The sequence below is a fragment of the Micromonospora chokoriensis genome (assembly GCF_000718555.1).
Lineage (GTDB): Bacteria > Actinomycetota > Actinomycetes > Mycobacteriales > Micromonosporaceae > Micromonospora > Micromonospora chokoriensis_B.
In genome coordinates this window covers 13,788-32,755 of the sequence record NZ_JOAN01000034.1, presented here as the reverse complement: position 1 = coordinate 32,755, position 18,968 = coordinate 13,788, and the positions used below count along the sequence as shown (strand labels likewise).

Here is an 18,968-nt window from a genome sequence, read left to right as displayed (position 1 = left end):
CCGCACAACCGAAAGCTCGTCAGGGGTCACCGCAACATCGAACTACTCAGACCGCCCCGATGACCCCACGACACGCCGACCTAACAAAGCGCTACTAGGGACTGTGTCGAAGTCGCACGCGGTCGCGCTGCGGCGTGACGGCAGTCCGGCCGGAGTTGGCGAGGTCGATGCGCCAGTCGTTGCTGCGCATAAGGGAGCCGCTGCCCGGCGGGTACTCAAAATTGCAAGGGCCGAGGAGAGTGAAGCCAAGGCGGTGGCAGAGTGCGTTGGAGGGGGCGTTCTCGATTGAGGGGAACGCGTGCAGGCTGTGGGGCGCGTCGGGGTGGCGGGCAGCCTCGCGGACGATGGTGATTAGGGCGGTACCGGCTGCGGAGGCAATGCCTCGGCCCTGGTAGGGCGCTAGGACGTTCCAGCCGGTCTCGTAGATCTGCTGGCCCTGCCAGTCACGCTGGTGGTATGCGATGCTGCCGACCATCTCGTCGCCGAGCAGTACGGCGAACATGCAGCCGCGGCCAGCTGCCGGCATGGCAAGGTATCGGCGGTGCCGGGCAAGCAGTTGTTCCTCCGGCTCGGGACCGCCGACGTGTCGACGCATCTGCGGAGTGTTGATCCGGCGCAGGAGGTCGAGCGCGGATTCCGACCAAGGCTCAAGACGAACGTCCATGCCGCGCAGCCTGGCGGGCTTCGGGGTCATCAAGCACCTCATTTCGACCGGGTGCGGCCCTCGCCCGCCTGTACAACTAGGTGTTCTGCCCATGGACGTTGGTGACAGGGCGTAGATCTTGAAATGGGTGAGGAGCTCCGGGTGAGGTGGAGCTTGTCGAAGGTTCCGCATCACCCGGGAGGTCCTCGTGCCCCACGCTAGTGCACCCCTGACCGAACGCGGCAGACTGCGTCTGGCCCGCTACGTCGTCGATGACGAGTGGCCGCTGCGCCGGGCCGCGGAACGGTTGCAGGTCAGCCCGACGACAGCGAAACGCTGGTCCGAGCGCTACCGCGTCGAAGGCGCTGCGGGAATGAAAGACCGCTCCAGCCGGCCGCACCACAGCCCGAACCGCACCCGCCCCCAGGTGGAACGCCAGGTGCTGCATCTACGAACGAGCCGGCGTTGGGGACCCGCCCGGGTCGGCGCCTCAACCTGCCACGCGATCCTGCGCCGCGCGGGCGTCGCCCGCCTGGCCCATCTCGACCGGGCTACCCGAGAACCGATCCGCCGCTACGAACACCCCCATCCCGGCGACCTGGTCCACATCGGCATCAAGAAGCTCGGCAACATCCCCGACGGCGGCGCCCGGCTCGGCTACGCCTACCTGCACACCGCGATCGACGATCACTCCAGGCTGGCCTACACCGAAATCCTTCCTGACGAACGTCAAGACACCGCTGCCGCGTTCTGGCAACGCGCCCACGCCTGGTTCCGCTCGTCCGGCAGCACCGTCCGCCGCGTCCTCACCGACAACGGCTCCTGCTACAAGTCCCGGCTCTGGCACGACACCTGCACCCAGCTCGGTGTCACCGTCAAGAAGACCCGCCCCTACCGGCCACAGACAAACGGCAAGGTCGAGCGTTTCCACCGGACCATGACCGACGAATGGGCCTACGCCAAGCCCAACCGATCTGAAACCGCCCGACGAGCGGCCCTACCCGCCTGGTTCCACGCCTACAATCACCACCGCCATCACACCGCACTCGGCGGCCCACCCGCCAGCCGCGTCCTCAACCTCTCTGGGCAGAACACCTAGTTCGGGAGTCAGCGGTAGGCGGCGTACGGTTCGCTGCCCACCGCTGATTCTCGTTGCCTTGCCCGGCCTGGCGGTAGTTGGAGGCATAAAGAGGGGCACCGGGTCGCCTCGCGTCACATCGGCAGACGTGCCATTGCCGACCGGGGTGTCATGCCTGCCATCCTGAACCGGTAGCTGGTCCCGTCAGCAGAGCCGGATCACACCCGCAACGCCATGACCAGCGTATCCGTCGTGGTGACCTCCTCGGTGGACCCGAAGATGTCAGCCATGGTGCTTCCGGTTATCCAGTCGGATGACGTCCGCTTATGTCGATGAGCGGGCACCTTGGGGCTGGTACGGGGCGTGGTATTCCGCCTGTGAGCAGCACCGTGGCCTTCGTCTGCGCGGCTCGATCAGCCGAGCTGAATTGGTGTAGCCGTGGCCTCCCAGGTGGTCAGGCAGAACGGGTGGCCAGCCGGGTCGGCGTAGACGTAACACTGTTCGCTGTTGGGCTGGAAGTCGTACTTTGTTGCTCCGGCAGCAAGCACGCGGGCCTCGGCGGCGTCTCGGTCCACGACCATGAAGTCGAGATGCATCATGATCGAAGAGGTGGGGTCGGGCCAGGTGGGTGGGATGTATCCGGGCACAGTCTGGAAGTTGATCCGCCCGGCCGGGCTCAGCACGCATGCCCAGCCGTCCCCGGCATGTGTCAGGGTTCCGCCGGTGATGCTGGCGTAGAACTCCGCCAAGCCGACGGCGTCCGGGCAGTCCAGGGTGACCGCGCTGAGCCTGATGTCGTCGGACATGTCGCCTCCTGTGGTCCAAGCCAGCGGGTGCTAGGCGACCGCACCGATACGACGACCAGCACGACGGCGCGCTCGACACTGAACGACGTAACCTAACGCACAACACGTTGATCGAGCACGCTGATCAGCCGCTGACTAGGCGCGGCGATCGTGAGCGGTTCCCCAATCGACCGAATGCGGCTGCGGGATCCGCCGCGATGCAGCTCTGATCACGACGATCGCTACTTCATCGAGGAACTCACCTTCGCTGATGCGGAATCGATCCTCGCCATGCTGCGCGAGCTGTGCCCACAGGTGGTCGACGGCCTCTTGCCGGTCTGGGTACGGAACCTGGCCTATCGGCTGGACCTTCTGCAGTGTCCCGATGAGCCGGCGCTGCTGAGAGAAGCTGCGCAGAGCCTCTGGCTGCACGGCCCCGATTGGGATGACATCGCGGCTAACCCCACCCGCCGCGCCGAGGGCCTGGAAGCAAGCCGAGCCGGAAGCCCAACCTGATCGAGGCCTGGCGCGGGAATCCGATGACAGCGCTATCGGATCGGCTGTTCGTCCATCGGCGCGGTGATCGTGAAGCTCTTGTCGATCGCTGTATCGAGATCGGTCGCTCGCTGCTGCAGGCCGATCCGCGTGCCCCAAGCGGTTACGGCGTCGAGGAGCCCGATCAGCGGCATGCGCCGCCTGGCGATGTAGGGGCCACGGCCCGAAGAGTTCAGCCACGAAGGTCCCGGTCGTCAGTCGGGAGCGCCCGGCCATGGCGACGTCAGCGCGCATGCGACGCCTCGATGATGGTGGCCGTTCCTACCGCGCCGGCGGATGACGGATCTCAGGGCCCCCCGCGCCGCCGCCGGGGGACCCTGACGTCCGCCTGCTGATCAGCTGATCCAGGGGGTACAGGTCCAGGCGCCGCCCATGAAGTTGAAGCATGCCTGGTGCTCGTCCCAGGAGTCGAGATCCTCGAGCATGTTGGTCCAGACCCCGCCGTTGGTGGAGGGGAACTGCTTGCTGAGGCTGCCGGCGTACCAGTAGCCGTAGGACGACCACACCCGGCGCTCGATGCGCACGGTGAACGTCCCACCGTTGTAGCGGAGGTACTGGTCGTTCTGCAGGCGTGCCCAGGCCGCTCTGCAGCCGGACGACTTCACGACGACGATGCCGAGTCCGCTGTCGTAGCCGCCGCCGGTCCAGCCGTACCGGGTGCCGCTGCACTGGCCGTTGGGATTGACGTTGTGACAGCTGGCGCCCGAACACGCGGCCAGCGCCGACGACGCCGGTACTGCCGCGGTGACCACGCCGAGTCCCATGAACGCCACTAGGGCGATCAGCGTCCGCACCAGGCGATGCTTCCGGACCTTCCCTACCTTCATCCTGTCCTCCTCAACCGTGCTGCATGTCGTCGGGGTGATCCTTCGGCGTCGCCGCATCGCGGCCGCATCGTCAGGTCATCCGCGCGCTGTCTTGCCGCCAACGCCGTCGGCGTGGGCACCGCGGACCCGTCGGGCGAGGAGCGAGCGGACCGACTGGAGCTGCCGCGACTCGGTGGGGACCTGCTGGCACACAGCCGGAGTTCTTGGCTGAGTCCGAGTCCGAACTGCTCGACGAGCATCCGGTGCGCCCGGTCGAGCGCCTCGAGGGCGCGGCGGTCACGCGTCCGTTGCGGCACAGCGCGAATGCCAGCTCGCCGTGCAGCCAGTCCCGCAGGGGGTACGCCTGCGCCAGCGCGGCCAGGTCGGGCAGGACAGCGACGTGGTTGCCGCGTTCGAGCTCGAGCGTCATCCGGCTCGAGGCCGCGGCAAGGCCACTGCTGCAGCCGGTGGCCGCGACCGGTTGGCCTGCCGGCCACCAGGTTGATGGCTGAGGTCGGCGCGTTCGCGATGCGTTCGGACACCGAACTGCTACTGAAGAGCCGGCGGGTCACCCCGGGGCGGCTCTCTGATGCTGGATTTACGTTCGGCTATCCGAACTGGCAGGCCGCGGCCGCAGACCTGGCGTCACGGCGTCGCCGAGGCTAGCGGCTTCGCGCCAAAGCGGCGGTACACCGTGTCGTGGCGGAGGCGGGACAGAGCGGCGGCCGGTTTCCATCGTGCAGTTCTGTCACCCAACCCCGTGGACGATCCTCAGCCCGATGCACCTGCCAGAGTGGGAGACCTCTCCACCTCGTTACCCGACCCTTACCGCGGACGCGTTGTTCGAACGCACGATGTACCGCATCAAGCGGCTGGATCTCGCCTGATCATCGGTCGGCCACCGCACGGGAGGACAGGCAGCGCATGTCCAAGCAGCAGGAACAGGACCGCCGATGGTTACAAAAGGCAGTCGAGCTATCCCGACGATGCCCCCCGACCATGAACGCGTACGCGGTGGGCGCGGTTCTCGTCGACCCGTCCGGCCGTGAACTCGCCACCGGGTACTCCCGGGAGGACTCCCCGGCAGCCCATGCAGAGCAGGTCGCCCTGACGAAGCTCGGGCCAATCGGGCCGGTGCCCACGGGCAGCACGCTGTACACCTCGATGGAACCGTGCAGCAGCCGGCGGTCCTACCCCGTCACGTGCACCGAAATGATTGTCAGCTCGGGTATCTCCCGGGTGGTGCTCGCCCTGCGGGAACCGCCCCTCTTCGTCCGGTGCGTTGGAGTGCAACTGCTGCGGCAGGCGGGTGTCGAGGTCGTCGAGATACCGGATCTCAGCGGTGATGTGCTGGCGGTCAACGCCGCGGTCCTGAACCTGGACATCTAGTACTCCAGCCGCCCTTGCCTGACTGGAGCTTCGCACGTGCGGTGGATCGGCAGGCTCCCGGGCTTGTGTTGCGGGGATGGCGAGCTGCGAGAGGGGTCGGCATGTCGCCGCCTCCGGGCGATCGTGAGGCCGATCGAGCGGACTGCGCGGTTGGAGAAGCAGCGGGTCCCAGGATCAACGTTGAGCGCCCCGCACGGTCCTGAGTGTCTGCGTGACGGCTTCCTGCCGGGTGAATGCGGGAGTACGGTGGGATCTGGTGTGCCGGGAAGTCTGGTCGGCGGTCATATCCGTGTCGGCTGGTGAGGACTTCCGCCATGAACGATCTCGCGTTGCGTGCTATCAATCTGACCAAGCGCTACGGCCGGATCACCGCTCTCGACGACCTGTGCCTCGAAGTGCCGGCTGGTGAGGTGTTCGGGTTTCTCGGCCCCAACGGCGCCGGTAAGTCCACCACCATCCGCCTGCTGCTGGGGCAGGTCCGCCCCACGGCGGGGCGTGCCTGGGTGTTCGACAGCGACGCGGCGGATGTCGCCCGAGCGCATCGGTCGCTGGCGTACGTGCCGGCAGATGTGGCGTTGTGGCCGCAGTTGACCGGCGCGGAGATCCTGCACCTGCAGGCGTGTACCGGGCCGGGCGTCGATCTGGCGTACCGCGATGAACTGGTGCAACGATTCACGCTGGATACCAGCAAGCCGGCCCGTGCCTACTCGACGGGGAACCGGCAGAAGGTCGCGCTCGTCGCGGCGTTCGCGACCCGGGCGCCGTTGCTGGTGCTGGACGAGCCGACCAGCGGCCTCGATCCGCTGATGGAGCGCGAGTTCCGACTCGCTGTCGCCGAAGCTCGTGACCGAGGGCAGACGGTGTTCCTCAGCTCGCACCAACTGGCCGAGGTCGAGGCGATCTGTGACCGTGTCGCGATCCTGCGGGCCGGCCGACTCGTCGAGATCGCCACCATCGAACAGCTGAGGGGTCTGCATCGCGCCGAGGTGACCGTGTCGTACATCGGCGTACCCCCGCCAGGTCTTGATCTGGTCCCTGGCGTCGAGACGGTCGAGCAGGTCAGCCCCGGGCGGCTACGGTTCTCGCTCATCGGGCCGCCGGCACCGGCGTTGCGGGCGCTCGCCGCCGCCGAGGTCACCGCGTTGGCAATCCGCGAACCGAACCTCGAAGAGATCTTCCTCGACTACTACGGCGCCGCCGAGAGCACCCGATGATCACCAGGACCGTCCCGTCGGCCATCGGATTCAGCGTGCCGGCCAGCCCTGGGAGAGCCGTTACCAGGCTGGCAGTACGCCAGCTACGCCGCAGCGGCCTGATCGTGCTGGTGCTCGTCGCTGCCCTGCCGGCGCTCGTCGCGAGCACGTACACCAGTGTCATGGCGGATCCCGCCGCCGCTGGCAGCATTGCCGCGCTCGCCGCCAACCCCGCCATCCGGACCCTGTTCGGCGAACCGATCGCGCTCGATCAGGCTGGCGGATTCACGGTGTGGCGGCTCGGCACCTTTCTCGCTGTCCTGCTCGCTGCCTGGGCGATCCTGGCCACCACCCGCATCACCCGGGGTGAGGAGGACGCCGGCCGGTGGGACGTGCTGCTGGCGGGGCGGGCACCGCTGCGAGAGGTGGTGGCCCGCCATCTGGCCGCCGTCGTGATCGTCCCGGCCGCCGCGGGCGTCGCCGTGGCCGTGGTGTTGCTGCTGGCCGGTACGGACACGGCCGGCGCCGCCGTGCACGGCGCCGGTGTCGGTGTGCTCGGGTTGTTCTTCGTCGCCGTCGCCGGGCTGGCCGCGCAGGTGTTCCCAACCCGGGCGGCCGCGACCGGAACCGCCGTGGCAGTGCTCGGTACCGCCCTGCTGATGCGCATGGTCGGCGATGGCCTCACCGGACTTGGGTGGTTGCGCTGGCTGTCACCGTTTGGGCTGCTTGCTCTCAGCGAACCGTACGCGCGCAACCGGATCCTGCCGCTGCTGGTTCTGCTGGCCGCGGCCGTGCTGCTGGCCGTCATCGCGGTTGTCGCTGCCGGCCGCCGTGATGTCCGTGGCGGCCTGATCGCGGTCGTTGCTGGTCGCCGCCCACGGCTGATGCTTCTGTCCGGCGTGGGAGCGTTCGCGGTGCGGCGCATGCTGCGGCCCCTCACCGGCTGGGCTGTGGGCATCGGCGCCTACTACCTGCTCATCGGCTTCACCACGGTGTCGGTCACCGAGTTCCTGGCCGACAATCCGGCCCTCGCCGAGGAGGCGGCGCGAGCCGGGTTCACCGCGCTCGGTGCGGTCGAGGGGTTCGCCGCGACCCTGTTCGCGCTGCTGGCATTGCCTGTCGGCGGGTTCGCGGCGGTCCGCGTGTCCGCTCTCGTCGCCGCTGAGAACAGCCGCAATCTCACGCTGCTGACCGCTCAACCGGTCACCCGGATCCGGCTGCTCGCCGCTGAGATCGCCGCGACGGCTGGAGGCGCGATCGCCTTGGTGAGTGTCGCCGGGTTCGCCGTCTGGGCGGGCATCACCGCGACCGGAGGTGATCTCAGCTGGCTGGCGGCATTGGGTGGGGCCTGGAACACGCTGCCGGTCGTGCTGCTCAGTCTCGGCGCGGCCATCCTCGCCGCCGGCTGGGCGCCGCGGGCGGCGGCCTTTGCTGGATCATTGCCCGCGACCGGCGGGTTTCTGCTCCTGGTGATCGCCGATAGCGTCGGCGCACCCGCCGGGGTTCGCGAACTCTCTCCGTTCGCCCACCTGGCGCCGGTCCCACTCACCGCGGTTGACTGGACCAGCACGCTGATCATGGCCACGCTGGGCGTCGCCCTGTGCGTGGCCGGTGTCATGGGCTACCAGCGGCGCGATCTTCAGGGCTGAACAGTGATACGGGCTCCGGTCACGTGCCTGCGGCGTGAACGCCGACTCCCGGTGCTCGTCCGCTAGGCAACTCCCAGTCATGGCGTTTCAGGACGGAGCCAAACACGGAACAACGCCGGGGTCCTGGGGGTTCAGGTGCCTTTGGCGCCATGGCATCGGGAACACGCCTTACCTTCTGAATGATCGCTGATCGGGCATGCACCGCATGACGGGCAGACGTACCGCTTTGGAACGGTTCGGGCCCAGCATGGAGACGCGAGTGCGTCACGTCCGAAGATGCGTTCGACCCACCCGATGCCACTGACTTCTGGACTTGGCAGGTCGTGGGTGGGTTCAAGGATCGCTATCCGCGCCTGGCAGATGCCACACCTCTCGTGTCCCCACCTGAAGTTGCAGCTTCGACAGGTGATCGAAAGGATGTCGCTCGATCGGGTTACTTGCTCCGGACCAGCAGCTACGCCGCAGCCAGGGCAGCGCAGAAGGCGCCGCACCTGCTTCGCCGCTGCCTCAAGAGCTTCACGAAGCTGCGTGATCTCCGTCGCGATGTCTCGTTCCCAACCCCTCCTGGCTGTCGTCCGCTGCTGCAGGGCATCGAGAACACCCTCCAGCCTGCTCTGTTCGATGGCTGTGAGTGGCCGGCGCAATCTGATGTGATCCACGTCCGGGCGATCAAGAAGTGGTGGTAGGCCATCTTGGGCGATCTTGGATCCCCAGAGGTGATCGACCAACCGGCGGGGCAGCTTTCCGCGACGTACACGGATGTCGGTCGGGTAGGCGGCGAGGGCAGGCTCCAGGGCGGCGATCGAGACCGCTCGTGCAACTCGCTCGAGGCTGGTGGTCTCGAGGGGAGAGACGGGGACGCCGACGACCGCCGAGCGCCCGTGCTGTCCGTCGGGTCCGCTGGAGAGTGCCGGAAGCGAGAGATCAGGTACGACGCCCCGGACATGCTCCGATGACGCGAGGTAGACGACAACCGTCTGGCCCTCGCTGGTGCTTGGCAGACTCCCCCAGCGCTCGCGAACCTCAGACTCATCAGCATCAGGGGACAGAAGGTCGAGCAGCGGAACGAACCGCGTACGGACACCGGCAGACTCGACGATGGTCACGCCGGTGTGCTCGCGGTGAACGATCACCGGTCCCCAAGGGCCGTCGAGTGAGGCGGGCTGATCGGGCAGAGGTATCTGGTCGGGGGTGGGAACGCATGCGAGGTTGTCGAGCGAACGGGCGATGAGGCCCATGACGTAGTCGTCGAAGATGCGGTGACGGGCGCCAAGCCGTTTGTGGCGGGCGTCGGTCGACTCGCGTTTGGTTTCTGGGCGCTCGTACTCTCGCCACACGATCCCCGCCGCGTGGTAGTGCCGGTCGTTGTCCGTGACATTGGTCCGCCTGAGCGAGCGCTGCCCAGTGCGTCGCCCGCGGAGGAGGGTCGCGAGTTCGCTGCCTCGTAGGGTCTGGACTCGGGTGAGCAGTTCCTCCAGCGCACGCAACGTCTGTGTCGCCTGACCGGTGGCGTTACTCGCGTTGATCGCCTCGGCGCCCCAGAACCCGTAGAGGCGGTCCAGCCGCAGGCGCGTACCTTCGTGCCGAGCGCGTTCGAGGTCTGCGAGGTCCTGCTTCAGACGGCGAAGAAGGTTGATCCGGCTGCGGAGGTCGCCGTCGAGGATCGGGTGGATCAACTCAACGACCATTCGGTTCTCATACAGGTCGGCGTCTTCGATCCGTGTGACAGCCAGTGCTCGGCGCGGGATCGGTCCGGCCAGGGTGCGAGCCGCCCAGTCCTCGGTGTGCCCGGCCAGCCGATCTATCGCCCGGCGAGCGGGGCGTTTTACGCGTGCGACAGGCAGGAGTTCCACCCGTTCGCCAAGGCGTGTGATGAACCGACTGCACACGCGCGCGATCGAGCCGATGTGCTGCTTCAGCACCTGCTCGCGTTGCTGCAGTTGGAGGGTCTCGTCGTCGTGGCTGGCGAGCAACTGGCACGACGCTAACCGAGTCCACATGCCTGACGCGCAGGCGTCCGTCAACGGCTTCTCCAGCGTCGCCAGCGCATCGAGATCGTCGGATGTGATGTCGTCCCGGGTATGGGCACCGGCAGCTGCGGATGCGGTGTCGAGGACATGGTGGCCGTCGTCATACCACCTTCCTGTCCAACCTCCTACGGGAAGGCTGAGGGCACCAGAGACGCGGTCGACAGCTCTTGTCATGAGCCGAATCCAACTCGAAGCCGTCCGGCTTCCTTTCTGATCTTCTCGATCGTCTTGGTCGGAGTGTTCGTTCTGTCGAAACTGCCCCAGGCTTGATCAATGCGATCCGCCAGGCTGTCGAGGTTGTCGGGCTGGACGCCGAAGCGGTCCTCCAGCTTCCGCACCAGCTTGGTGGCCACCACGTGGTCGAGTGCTTCGGTAGGCGTGCCGCCGGCAGCGACAACGACGGGCAGGAAAAGGTCGAGTTGCCGCACGAGACGGTTGCCCCACCCGACTCCGAACGTGGCGAAGAGCTTTCGGAGGCTGTCGTCCAAGAGGGTCTTCGCCTGGCCCACCGCGTCTTCATGCGTGTTTGCGGCGTCGTCGAACAGGTCGATGAGAGCGTCGAAGGAAACAGGGTCGGTCTCGGGTCGGCTCAAGGCCCGGAAAGGCTGGTGACGCGACGGCAACTCCTGGACGTGCGCTCGGTCGTAGGTCTTGTCGGCGAACGCCACGGTCGTCTCGTCGTGGTTGGCGGTCCCAACGAACCAGACGTTTGGCGGCAGCGGGAGTCGGTTGCCGTCGAACTCTCGTGGCAGGCTGTCCAGAGGGCTGGTCAGGAGGTCGATGTACCCTGCCTGACCGATCGAGTTCTCCAGGACCGAGAGCATCGTTCCGAAGTACTGCTCGGGATGCGCGAGGTTCATCTCGTCGAGGACGATCACCATAGGGCGGTCGGCGTTGGCTGGAAGGAGCGCACGGTAGAGCGCCTTGGTGAACTCGCTCTCCGCGAAACGCTTCTCAAAGGCGTTGTAGTACCCGAAGAGGTCGTCCTTGTCCCGCCAACCCGCTTGGACTTCGACGATTTCGACGGCGTCGTCTCCACCGCTCAGAGCCTTGAAGAACTCGCGCGGCAGGCTTGTCTTCCCGGTTCCGGAGATTCCCTGCAGCAGGTGGAGCCTGTTCGAGGCAAGACCGGCGAGGAACAGGCGGACGTCTGACTCCGTGAAGTAGAAGTCGGCCGAGTGTGCCATCTGGTGCCGAAGGTCGTCCGCAAGTGCGGCGAGGGACTCTGGTTGGCGTAGGTACCGCGCTTCCTGCAGATCCTGGTGACGGTCGTACGACGAGCACGCCGGGAACGGGTCATTGGCGCCGACTTTCGACTGGAGTTCCTCCCACTCCGCGCGCTGTTGCTTGATCGACTGCCGCAGCGTCTCGTTCTGGGCCGTGAGCGCATCGCGCTGATCCCTCAAGACCTCGAGCTCTCCGACGTTGATGAGTTGATAGCGAAGCTGCCGGTCGAGTTGGTCGCGTTCGCGCCGGAGCGCTTCCGCCTCCGCCTGCGCTTCCTCGGCGCGGGCGGCGCGCGAGCGCACTTCGTCGATCTCGTTGGCTGGTGGGCGGCGGGAGAGCTCGTCGAGCAGCCTCTGGTTATGCTCGACGAGTTCGTCGATGCGTGCGTTGGCGGTTCGCGGGTCGCCGCCGTAGCGGGCGAGTACCGCTCGAAGCTCCGCGCGCTCCCGTTCGAGCGCTTCACGTCTCGCACGTTCAAGCTCGTAACGGGCCTGGGCGCTGTCGCGTTCCTCCTGAACGGACGCGACTTCCATACCCAGTCGGACCTGGAACTGCTGCCCCAGCATCGCCTGCTTCGCCTCGGCCAACTCTAGGTCGGCCTTCAGCCTTGTCTCGCGCTCGGCGAGCGCGCTCTCTCTGGAGTACAGGCCTGCACGTTCTCTCGACAGAGCATCGACCTGATCATGGAACGCATGCTGCGCCTCCTCCCGAATCTGGCGTGCTTGAGTCCGCGCTTCCGCGAGAATCTTCTGAGCCTCGGTGTTAGCCCGTTCCTCGAGCGCCGAGATCTGCTCCAGCAGGTCCGCGTGCTTCCTCCTGAGGTTGTCAAGCACGCCGCGCTGCTCGTCGGCAAAGCCTTCCCGCGCGGCAAGGCGAGCCCTCTCGAGTTCTGCTTCCTTCTGCGCGAGATCGGCGTCCATCGCGGCAGCGAGTTCTTCGCGCTCGGTCAGCGCCTTCTCTCGTTTGGCGAGCTCCGCGCGAGACTCGTCGGCTGCCCTCTGGGACAGCTCTGCGAGGGTGCGCGCCTTCTTCCATGCGGCCTCGTTGTTTCTGACCGAAAGCCACACGTTTCGCAGGCGCGTCGCGTTGAGCGACTCGTCGTTCAGGGCGATCCCCTCAGCCTCGGCCTCGGCCAGCAGATCGGCAGGTGGCGCCTCGGCGGCGGCGAGGCCGCGCTCGATGTCGTCGAGTTTCGCCTTGTCGTCGGCTGCGCGGTTCTTATTCGGTTTGGCCGACATCGGCTACCTCCTGGCTGTTCTGCAGTTGCGCGCAGAGATCGATGACGTCTTGGGCGAGCTGCTCGAGAGAAATCTGCACGCTGTGTCGGGTCGCCTCCACCCATTTCGCGGTAACGTCCGCTAACGCGCGGAGCCACTCTGCGTCGATCTCGATGAAGGCTGGGTCGCTGACGAGTTTGAGGACCGCCTCCTCGACGCTGCCAATTTCGGCGCGCATGAGGGTATTCGCGCGTTCTCTCGATAGGCCCAGTTTCTCGATTAGTTGGTCCCTATTCGCCTCATCGGTCGAGGTCTCGAACGAGTCGCGGTGCGCCGTGTACCAACGCTGGTCGCAGGCCCGGCGCAACGCAAGCTCTGCTCGGCTGATGAGGTGATCCCTATCATGATGACTGTCCCGCCACTCCGTGAGCGAGTCACGAAGCTCATCAATCGCCGCGACCAGCGGTGTTCGTCGCCGCCGAACCGGCTGGCCCGTCGCCGGGACGCCCTGGAGCCAGCGCCGCGCCTGCTGGTTGTGGGCCGAGAACCTGCCCAGGGCCTGGGTGAGTCCGACATGCGGGGTACCGAGCGACGTCATCACGGCGAGGCCTGAGCTTGTACGCATCAGCGGGCTCATGACCAGGCATCGCTCCGCGTCGCTCACGAGCACCGTTCGGCGGTTGGGGTCCCTGGAAGCGCTGCTAAACCGCGCAAGCTCGATACTGGTTGGCTGTCTCGGCTCGGTCCCCTCGTGGTCGAGCACCACGCAGTGAATCAACTCTGGGCGGCCAGCGGTACCAGCCTCGTGTGTTCCTGCAAACGTTCGCTCATAACGCACATTCTTCTGTGGGGCGTCAGTTGCGGATTCCGGCCAGAGTTCCCCAGTCGCGAGATCGCGATAGACCCAGGTGACGGATGACTTCCCCGTGCGAATCTGTCCATCGCCCGAATACTTGAGCTTGTCGGTCGTGATCCGAGCCTGCAGGTGCTGGACGAGGTCGACAGGGATCTGCAACAGGTCGCTGATACGTTCGCTGGACGTCTCACCTGCCATGCGAAGCTCGAGGACGGTTTCGAGCAGGATATCGCTGGAGATCGGTGTGAGTTGCTCAACGACGACACGCCAGCGGGCTGCGGGGGTGAGGACTGTGTGCCTTGTCGAGCGGACCCAACGAGAGAGCTCCGACAGGGTGTAGACGGGCAGTTCACGGACGTCGGCGGAGGCCATGTTCTCCCCCCGTCAGCTCGAAGAACGCGTGGAGTGCGGGTAGAGCCTCGCGTGCCTCATCTGTGCTGTACATGCTGGAGTCGCCGACAGCGACGAGAAGCCTGCGCTGGCGGCTCATCGCGACGCACAGACGGTTCGGCAGGACGAGGAAGCCGAATTGCGGTCTCTGCCGCGATCCTGATCGCCTGGATCTCGTCGTGGAGAGGAACACGACATCGAACTCGCGGCCCTGGAACGCGTCGACGGTCCCGATTCTGACGCGGGGCAGTCCGCGCGAGGACCACAGCGCGGGGTACGAGGAGTTCAGTGTCTCGTCCCTGTCTGCGAGTCCGGCTTCGCGCATCTCCCGCCAGATCGCTGCCGCCTGCCCCTTATAGAACGTCACGACCCCGAAGGTGAGGTCGTGGTTCTCTTCGAGCGCGTCCTTGAGCTCGTTCACGATGACAGTCGCCTCGGCAGGCCGGCTGAAGCTGCTCCCAGCCCTGACCTCGGGGCCTGACTCCGGTGGTACGTCGAGCCATCCGCACGCTGCCCCTGAGTACCTCGTGAGCCCGTGCGCGAACCGTGCCTCGTCGGAGAATCCGTTCGTGACGTGCTCTCCGTACGGGGCGTAGAACTGCTGGTTGATGAACGTGCCGAGCACTGGGTGCATGCGGTATTGACGGTCGAGGGTTATGACCCGCTTCTGCCCGTCCCGGCGTTCTGCATCCTGCAGCTTGGTGAATAGGCGCTCGAACAACGACCGGCTCAGTACATTCCTCACGACGACTGAGTCGTGACGGGCTGAGATCTTCGGCGCGATCGTCTCGTCCAGCAGTTGAGGCAGCTGACGATGGTCGCCGACCAGAATCGCACGGCCACTGGCCAGAGCGAGTGGGATCATCAGATCGAGCGGGTTGGCGCGAGCTGCCTCGTCGACGATGACTGTGTCGAAGGGGACTGATTGCACGTCGCGCATCGAGCCGGAGACGGACTGCTGGCAGGTTGCGGCGAGCGCGCGCGTGTGGGCCATGATCGAGTCATGGACGGCCGCGGGTTGGCGTTCGACGACGTCCCGAAACCCGGCAACGACCCGATCGACCGAGGTGACTTGCAGGTCAACCTGTCGCTGTGCTTCGTTGCGGGCGCGCTGAAGAATCGCGTCCACCTCGGGGAATCGTGAGACGAAGCCAGCCCTGGCGCGGCTGTCCAGCACGCGGTCGATGACACTGTCGCGGATGGCTGCCATGGACTTGATCGCTTCGTCGATGCTCAGGTCCCCGCGTGCGGCGGCCTCGAGGTTCCTGCGTTGCTCGCCGTCGAGGGTGTCGTGGAACGACTGCGTCGTGAAGGCGGCACGAGCAGTGTCTGCACCGTCATCCTCGTACCCGGCAGCGGTGGTCCGCAGTCTCCTGGCGAGGGCAAGGATCCGCTCCTGGTGCACCCGTGCGCCGGCGGCGCCAAGCTCGTAGGTGAGTCGGCGTGCCGCTCTGCCGGCATCGACGGCGATCCCAGCGTCCACGAGGTCGACATGTCGTTCGATCCAGCCGAGAAGTTCGACAGTCTCGGTGACGTTCGGATTGACATTGAGGTAGTAGTCGGTCCGGTCCGCGAGCTCGCGCTGAGCGCGGAGGATGTCGCCGGAGTGGGACGTGGCATGTCTGCGCTCGAGCCGTTTGATGAGGTCGTGTGTCCACGCAGCAAGGTGCGATTGGTCCTCTCGGCCGTCCTGCCGCCCAAGTTTTACGGGAGGTAGGGTCCCGTCGTCCGCGGCTTGGACGAGGTTCGCGACCGCGTCGTGCTGGTAGCTCGTGAGCAGGACGCGACGAGCTAGGGCGGACTCGCCGCGGTTGATCTCCGCGAGTCTCGCTTGGATCGCGGCGATGACGCGGGTCTTGCCCGTGCCAGGAGGGCCCTGGATCAGGGCGACGTCCGGCGAGTTGATTGCCATGTCGATGGCTTGTAGCTGTGCTGGCGTTGGCTGACCGCCGAGGACTTCGCGAACCCGTGCGGACATTGGGGGATGCAGGCGACGACGGCCGACCGGGATGGGAGGCTTGTCGCCAAGGATCGTCGCCAGCTGCCGCACCGGCACGGTCGTGCCATCGGTTATCGCCTCTCGAGCCCTGTTCCGGCGGTCGATCCGGACCTTGTCGAGTGTGAACGCGCCCGCCACGTGCCCGCTCTGGGGAAGCGCGACGTCGCCGTCGTCTGCGGATGGAGTAATGACGATCGTTCCCTGTCGGGTTACGCGGCCCAGCCCGATGATCACTTTGGTCGTGGATGAGCGTCCGGTGTCCACGGTCTCGTCAAAGGCGACTTTGGCACCGGCTTCGAGCCCGACGGTCTCCGAACCAATCCGGTCACGTAGGGCATCCGATCGCAGATGCGTACGCAACTCGAACTCCCAACTGCCGTCGGCCCGACGGGACACTCGGTCATAGGGCGCCCAGCCGATATCCCGCGCGGCGGCCGCAGCCGCGTTTAGCTCGAGTTGGTTGTACTCGTCCCAGATCGCCAGATAGGCGTTGTTCTCTTCGGCGAGCTGGCGCAACTCCTGCTGCTGCATGTAGGAGAGCGGCGCCGTGCGCGAGATGTCACTGAACCGGATCTCTCCCCGCACCAGCAGGAGCCGACGTTCGGCCCGTGGCCGGTAGCGAACGATTCGGGAGGCGACGAGCCGCTCGTCAAGAAGTTTGACATCCATCGCGATCCCGGCGCCGACGAGCCGGAACGCTCCGTTCTTGTCGTCGTGGGTCCCGGAGGACGCTACTACGACGGCCATCGGTTCGGGGCCGGCGAGGCAGATCGTCTCCGTCAGCCAGTCGATGACGTCAGTGGAGCGTTTCAGCGATCGGTTGGTCCTCTGAGCAGTCTCGACGATCAGGTCGTCGACCCCGATTTCCCGTGGCTCGGTCCAGTGCTGGATGCCGTCGAAAGTGAGGACGCGAAGGACCACGTCGGTGCCCGGTTGGAGGAGCTCGACGACATAGGTACCCGCGGACGCTACGGTCTGCAGCCACTCCAGGTCGTCCGGCTCGGGCGGGTCGCACATCCATGAGGTCCCGTCTGCTGTCAGCAGGACTCCTGAGCCGGAGAAGGACAAGCGAACCCGCTGGCCAGCCGCACCGCCGACGCTTTCTCGCGAGCTGAGCCGAATGGTGCGATCCGCGCTGCAGGGAAAGCCGAGGAGTTTCACGACGCAGCCATGGTCCGGAGCGCCAGCATCCGCGCTGGTCGGCCAGGTGCTTCCAGCTTGAGCCGCACAACACGTCCGGGAGCGGGGAGGCGCACCCGCTGGGTGACCTTGCCGGACTTGTCGGTGAGCGTGACGTCGTGTTGAGGCTTTATCTCGAGCCCTCGACTCGTCGGCTGAAGGGTGACGACGGCGTCGTGCTGGTCGAACCTCCCCCAGAGGTGCCGGGGAAGGACGGCGGTGTCGATGCTTTGTGAAACGACGAAGGTGTCGCGTTCGGAGAGCGGCTGCTCGAAGTCGCCGCCATAGACGGACAGCAGGGCGACGGCACCGCTGGGGGTCCCGCAACTCGGACAGGCCTTGACAGTCCGGAAGTACGACCAGCCGCAAGGCGCCGGGCAGTCGATGACATTGTTCAATGCGGCGAACAGGACTTCGCGCCAGCGTGCGGAGCCGGGGCGCTTCGTGGGGTCGAGGCGTCCCTCGGAGAATGTTTGACGGCAAAGTCTCTGCACTTGCTTGCTGAGCACGAGGTCGAAGATGCCCCACCCGAATGTTCCGCGCGCCAGCCTGTTGGAGTCGTCGTCGCGGTCTGCGACGTAGGGCAGGTCGCCGCGGTCCATCCGTTCGCGTGCCTCGTTGCCATCGAGTGCGTCAGCCATAGCGCCCTCCAGCGGGTGCCGCAGAACGAGCATGCGGAACACGTGAACGCCGAGGATGTAGGCGTCGGCGAGCGTGGACGGTGGTGCCTTGCGCTTACGTTCGGGTGCGGCATATCCGCGGAAGCCGAGGACATCCCACTTCGGCTTGGACATCGACGTCAGGTTGTCGCAGTCGATCAACCACGTCACGTCTCGGGTGAGGTCGACGGAGACCATGACGTTGTTGGGGTTGAGGTCGACGTAGGTCAGGCCAAGTCCGTGGAGCTTCGCGATTACATCTGCGGTGTTAGCCGCGATCGCTAGCCGGCGTCGGAGGCCGCCTGTCTCCGAGTACCACCTCGGGGTCGTCTCACGGGGGCCGAAATCGCTTGGCAGGTACGGCTCCCGCAACGGTCGCATGTCGCTGGCGAGGCGCATTGTGTACCCCGAGCGGCGGCCCTGGATCAGTGTTACGGGTGCGGCCACGGGAAGGCCGTCGAGCGGCAACCGGCGTACGCTCTTGATCCGTTCGAGGTCCTCCGGTCGTTCGAGCAGCTTGATGGCCACTTCGGGGTAACCCTCGACCCGGTAGACCGCCCCCTGCCCACCTTTGGCGATCAGAGGGCCGAGAGTGAAGTTGACCCCGGCGTCGTCGGTAACAAGCGTGGCGTCAGAACGCATCGTCGCCCTGGAGCCGCACGATTGATGCGGCAGTGTCAGCATCGTCCTGCACCGAGTCGAGGGCGGTCAGGGTGACATTGGTGACCGTGTTTGTGACGAACTGGAGGAACTTGCGGATCTCGCCAGCGCGGTCGGTCGTGTGGGGTTGGCTGCCGCTGAAGCGCGCCAGCATGTCCCGATCTGCGTCGGCTCCGACCGCCAGCGCGAACTTGGTGCACTTCTGCCCACGTTCGCTTGCCAGGAGCGCGTCGAGTTCCTCCTCCCAGTTCCTGTCAGTAGGGAGGCCGTCTGAGACGAGGGCGATGGTGGGTCGGTAGGCCCGCGAAGGCAGAGCGTCTCTGTCCTCGATAATCGCCCGGGCGAGCCGGAAGCCATCACCGAGCGGTGTCTTTCCCCGAGCGGTAAGGGAGCTGAACTCGACCTCGCCCACCGGCGTGTGCTCGACCAGCACCTTGGCACTGCTGCCGCCGAAGGTCACGATGCTGAGAGTGATGTAGCCATGGCCAGCATCAGCTTCCGCGAGTTCGTCAATCATCTCGGTGACGGCGTCATTGAGAACATCGATCTTGCTATCCTCCTGCATGCTGCCACTCGTGTCGAGCAGCAGGATGACTGGCAGCGTCCTCGCCGCAGCGGGTGTGAGGCTGTCGAGTAGAGACATAAGTGTTCCT

Annotated in this window: 16 protein-coding genes and 1 pseudogene; 6 read left to right on the top strand and 11 right to left on the bottom strand. The window is 66.2% G+C overall.

Annotated features, from left to right (window positions below; translation table 11 throughout):
* Positions 1-94 precede the first annotated feature (94 nt).
* Positions 95-694, bottom strand: coding sequence for a GNAT family N-acetyltransferase (locus IF46_RS0131265; RefSeq protein WP_232234228.1), 600 nt, complete (start codon positions 692-694; stop codon positions 95-97).
* A gap of 157 nt (positions 695-851) precedes the next feature.
* Between IF46_RS0131265 and IF46_RS0131260 the strand changes: the two genes are divergently transcribed.
* Positions 852-1,742 carry an IS481 family transposase gene (locus IF46_RS0131260; protein WP_030492003.1) on the top strand — a complete coding sequence of 297 codons (891 nt, stop codon included), beginning with the start codon at positions 852-854 and terminating at the stop codon, positions 1,740-1,742.
* Between the two features lie 392 nt (positions 1,743-2,134).
* Here the strand turns inward: IF46_RS0131260 and IF46_RS0131255 are convergent, their stop codons facing one another.
* Positions 2,135-2,527: a VOC family protein gene (locus IF46_RS0131255; RefSeq protein ID WP_036393841.1), complete on the bottom strand. Its 393-nt coding sequence runs from the start codon at positions 2,525-2,527 to the stop codon at positions 2,135-2,137.
* Positions 2,528-2,701: 174 nt separating this feature from the next.
* Here IF46_RS0131255 and IF46_RS0131250 point away from each other — a divergent pair, with 174 nt between their 5' ends.
* On the top strand, positions 2,702-3,022 hold the full coding sequence (locus IF46_RS0131250) for a hypothetical protein (RefSeq protein WP_051724290.1): 321 nt from the start codon (positions 2,702-2,704) through the stop codon (positions 3,020-3,022).
* 32 nt (positions 3,023-3,054) lie between these two features.
* Here the strand turns inward: IF46_RS0131250 and IF46_RS34640 are convergent, their stop codons facing one another.
* From IF46_RS34640 to IF46_RS35840, 3 genes and pseudogenes are all read right to left on the bottom strand, one after another.
* Positions 3,055-3,195, bottom strand: coding sequence for a hypothetical protein (locus IF46_RS34640; protein WP_157563718.1), 141 nt, complete (start codon positions 3,193-3,195; stop codon positions 3,055-3,057).
* Positions 3,196-3,396: 201 nt separating this feature from the next.
* Positions 3,397-3,855 (bottom strand): hypothetical protein, encoded by a 459-nt coding sequence (locus IF46_RS0131240; protein WP_157563716.1) that lies wholly within the window; start codon positions 3,853-3,855, stop codon positions 3,397-3,399.
* A 103-nt stretch (positions 3,856-3,958) separates the two neighbouring features.
* Positions 3,959-4,306 (bottom strand): annotated as a pseudogene (locus IF46_RS35840) (BTAD domain-containing putative transcriptional regulator); the annotation flags it as partial.
* On the opposite strand from IF46_RS35840, the gene IF46_RS35835 reads away from it, so the two are divergent.
* From IF46_RS35835 to IF46_RS0131215, 4 genes are all read left to right on the top strand, one after another.
* Positions 4,192-4,533, top strand: a complete 342-nt coding sequence (locus tag IF46_RS35835; RefSeq protein WP_420063608.1) for a DUF1731 domain-containing protein — start codon at positions 4,192-4,194, stop codon at positions 4,531-4,533. The pseudogene IF46_RS35840 and the gene IF46_RS35835 overlap by 115 nt on opposite strands.
* A 258-nt stretch (positions 4,534-4,791) precedes the next feature.
* Positions 4,792-5,256 carry a dCMP deaminase gene (locus IF46_RS0131225; RefSeq protein ID WP_030491999.1) on the top strand — a complete coding sequence of 155 codons (465 nt, stop codon included), beginning with the start codon at positions 4,792-4,794 and terminating at the stop codon, positions 5,254-5,256.
* Between the two features lie 314 nt (positions 5,257-5,570).
* Positions 5,571-6,470, top strand: coding sequence for an ABC transporter ATP-binding protein (locus IF46_RS0131220; protein WP_030491998.1), 900 nt, complete (start codon positions 5,571-5,573; stop codon positions 6,468-6,470).
* The gene (locus IF46_RS0131215; RefSeq protein WP_030491997.1) at positions 6,467-8,098 is read left to right on the top strand and encodes a polyketide antibiotic transporter; all 1,632 of its coding nucleotides are present in this window, start codon (positions 6,467-6,469) and stop codon (positions 8,096-8,098) included. The genes IF46_RS0131220 and IF46_RS0131215 overlap by 4 nt, the downstream gene beginning before the upstream one ends.
* A 131-nt stretch (positions 8,099-8,229) precedes the next feature.
* On the opposite strand, the gene IF46_RS34635 is transcribed toward IF46_RS0131215, so the two are convergent.
* From IF46_RS34635 to IF46_RS0131180, 6 genes are read right to left on the bottom strand one after another with little or no spacing between them, the layout of a single operon-like run.
* Positions 8,230-10,302, bottom strand: coding sequence for a hypothetical protein (locus tag IF46_RS34635; RefSeq protein WP_157563713.1), 2,073 nt, complete (start codon positions 10,300-10,302; stop codon positions 8,230-8,232).
* Positions 10,299-12,593 (bottom strand): AAA family ATPase, encoded by a 2,295-nt coding sequence (locus IF46_RS33510; RefSeq protein WP_030491994.1) that lies wholly within the window; start codon positions 12,591-12,593, stop codon positions 10,299-10,301. Before IF46_RS33510 ends, IF46_RS34635 begins: the two co-directional genes overlap by 4 nt.
* Complete coding sequence (locus IF46_RS0131195; RefSeq protein WP_030491993.1) at positions 12,574-13,800, bottom strand: hypothetical protein; 1,227 nt, start codon at positions 13,798-13,800, stop codon at positions 12,574-12,576. Before IF46_RS0131195 ends, IF46_RS33510 begins: the two co-directional genes overlap by 20 nt.
* The gene (locus tag IF46_RS0131190) at positions 13,778-16,978 is read right to left on the bottom strand and encodes a DEAD/DEAH box helicase (protein ID WP_157563710.1); all 3,201 of its coding nucleotides are present in this window, start codon (positions 16,976-16,978) and stop codon (positions 13,778-13,780) included. The genes IF46_RS0131195 and IF46_RS0131190 overlap by 23 nt, the downstream gene beginning before the upstream one ends.
* Positions 16,975-18,339, bottom strand: coding sequence for a protein kinase domain-containing protein (locus IF46_RS0131185; protein WP_084598115.1), 1,365 nt, complete (start codon positions 18,337-18,339; stop codon positions 16,975-16,977). Before IF46_RS0131185 ends, IF46_RS0131190 begins: the two co-directional genes overlap by 4 nt.
* Positions 18,287-18,958 (bottom strand): vWA domain-containing protein, encoded by a 672-nt coding sequence (locus IF46_RS0131180; protein ID WP_051724289.1) that lies wholly within the window; start codon positions 18,956-18,958, stop codon positions 18,287-18,289. Before IF46_RS0131180 ends, IF46_RS0131185 begins: the two co-directional genes overlap by 53 nt.
* Positions 18,959-18,968 lie beyond the last annotated feature (10 nt).

Bases quoted from the DNA above. Each gene is read 5' to 3' on its own strand.
- IF46_RS0131180 (WP_051724289.1), bottom strand. From the start codon at position 18,958: ATGTCTCTACTCGACAGCCTCACACCCGCTGCGGCGAGGACGCTGCCA.
- IF46_RS34635 (WP_157563713.1), bottom strand. From the start codon at position 10,302: ATGACAAGAGCTGTCGACCGCGTCTCTGGTGCCCTCAGCCTTCCCGTA.
- IF46_RS35835 (WP_420063608.1), top strand. From the start codon at position 4,192: ATGCCAGCTCGCCGTGCAGCCAGTCCCGCAGGGGGTACGCCTGCGCCA.
- IF46_RS0131185 (WP_084598115.1), bottom strand. From the start codon at position 18,339: ATGCTGACACTGCCGCATCAATCGTGCGGCTCCAGGGCGACGATGCGT.
- IF46_RS0131195 (WP_030491993.1), bottom strand. From the start codon at position 13,800: ATGGCCTCCGCCGACGTCCGTGAACTGCCCGTCTACACCCTGTCGGAG.
- IF46_RS0131265 (WP_232234228.1), bottom strand. From the start codon at position 694: ATGACCCCGAAGCCCGCCAGGCTGCGCGGCATGGACGTTCGTCTTGAG.
- IF46_RS0131215 (WP_030491997.1), top strand. From the start codon at position 6,467: ATGATCACCAGGACCGTCCCGTCGGCCATCGGATTCAGCGTGCCGGCC.
- IF46_RS0131225 (WP_030491999.1), top strand. From the start codon at position 4,792: ATGTCCAAGCAGCAGGAACAGGACCGCCGATGGTTACAAAAGGCAGTC.
- IF46_RS33510 (WP_030491994.1), bottom strand. From the start codon at position 12,593: ATGTCGGCCAAACCGAATAAGAACCGCGCAGCCGACGACAAGGCGAAA.
- IF46_RS0131255 (WP_036393841.1), bottom strand. From the start codon at position 2,527: ATGTCCGACGACATCAGGCTCAGCGCGGTCACCCTGGACTGCCCGGAC.
- IF46_RS0131250 (WP_051724290.1), top strand. From the start codon at position 2,702: ATGCGGCTGCGGGATCCGCCGCGATGCAGCTCTGATCACGACGATCGC.
- IF46_RS0131220 (WP_030491998.1), top strand. From the start codon at position 5,571: ATGAACGATCTCGCGTTGCGTGCTATCAATCTGACCAAGCGCTACGGC.
- IF46_RS34640 (WP_157563718.1), bottom strand. From the start codon at position 3,195: ATGCCGCTGATCGGGCTCCTCGACGCCGTAACCGCTTGGGGCACGCGG.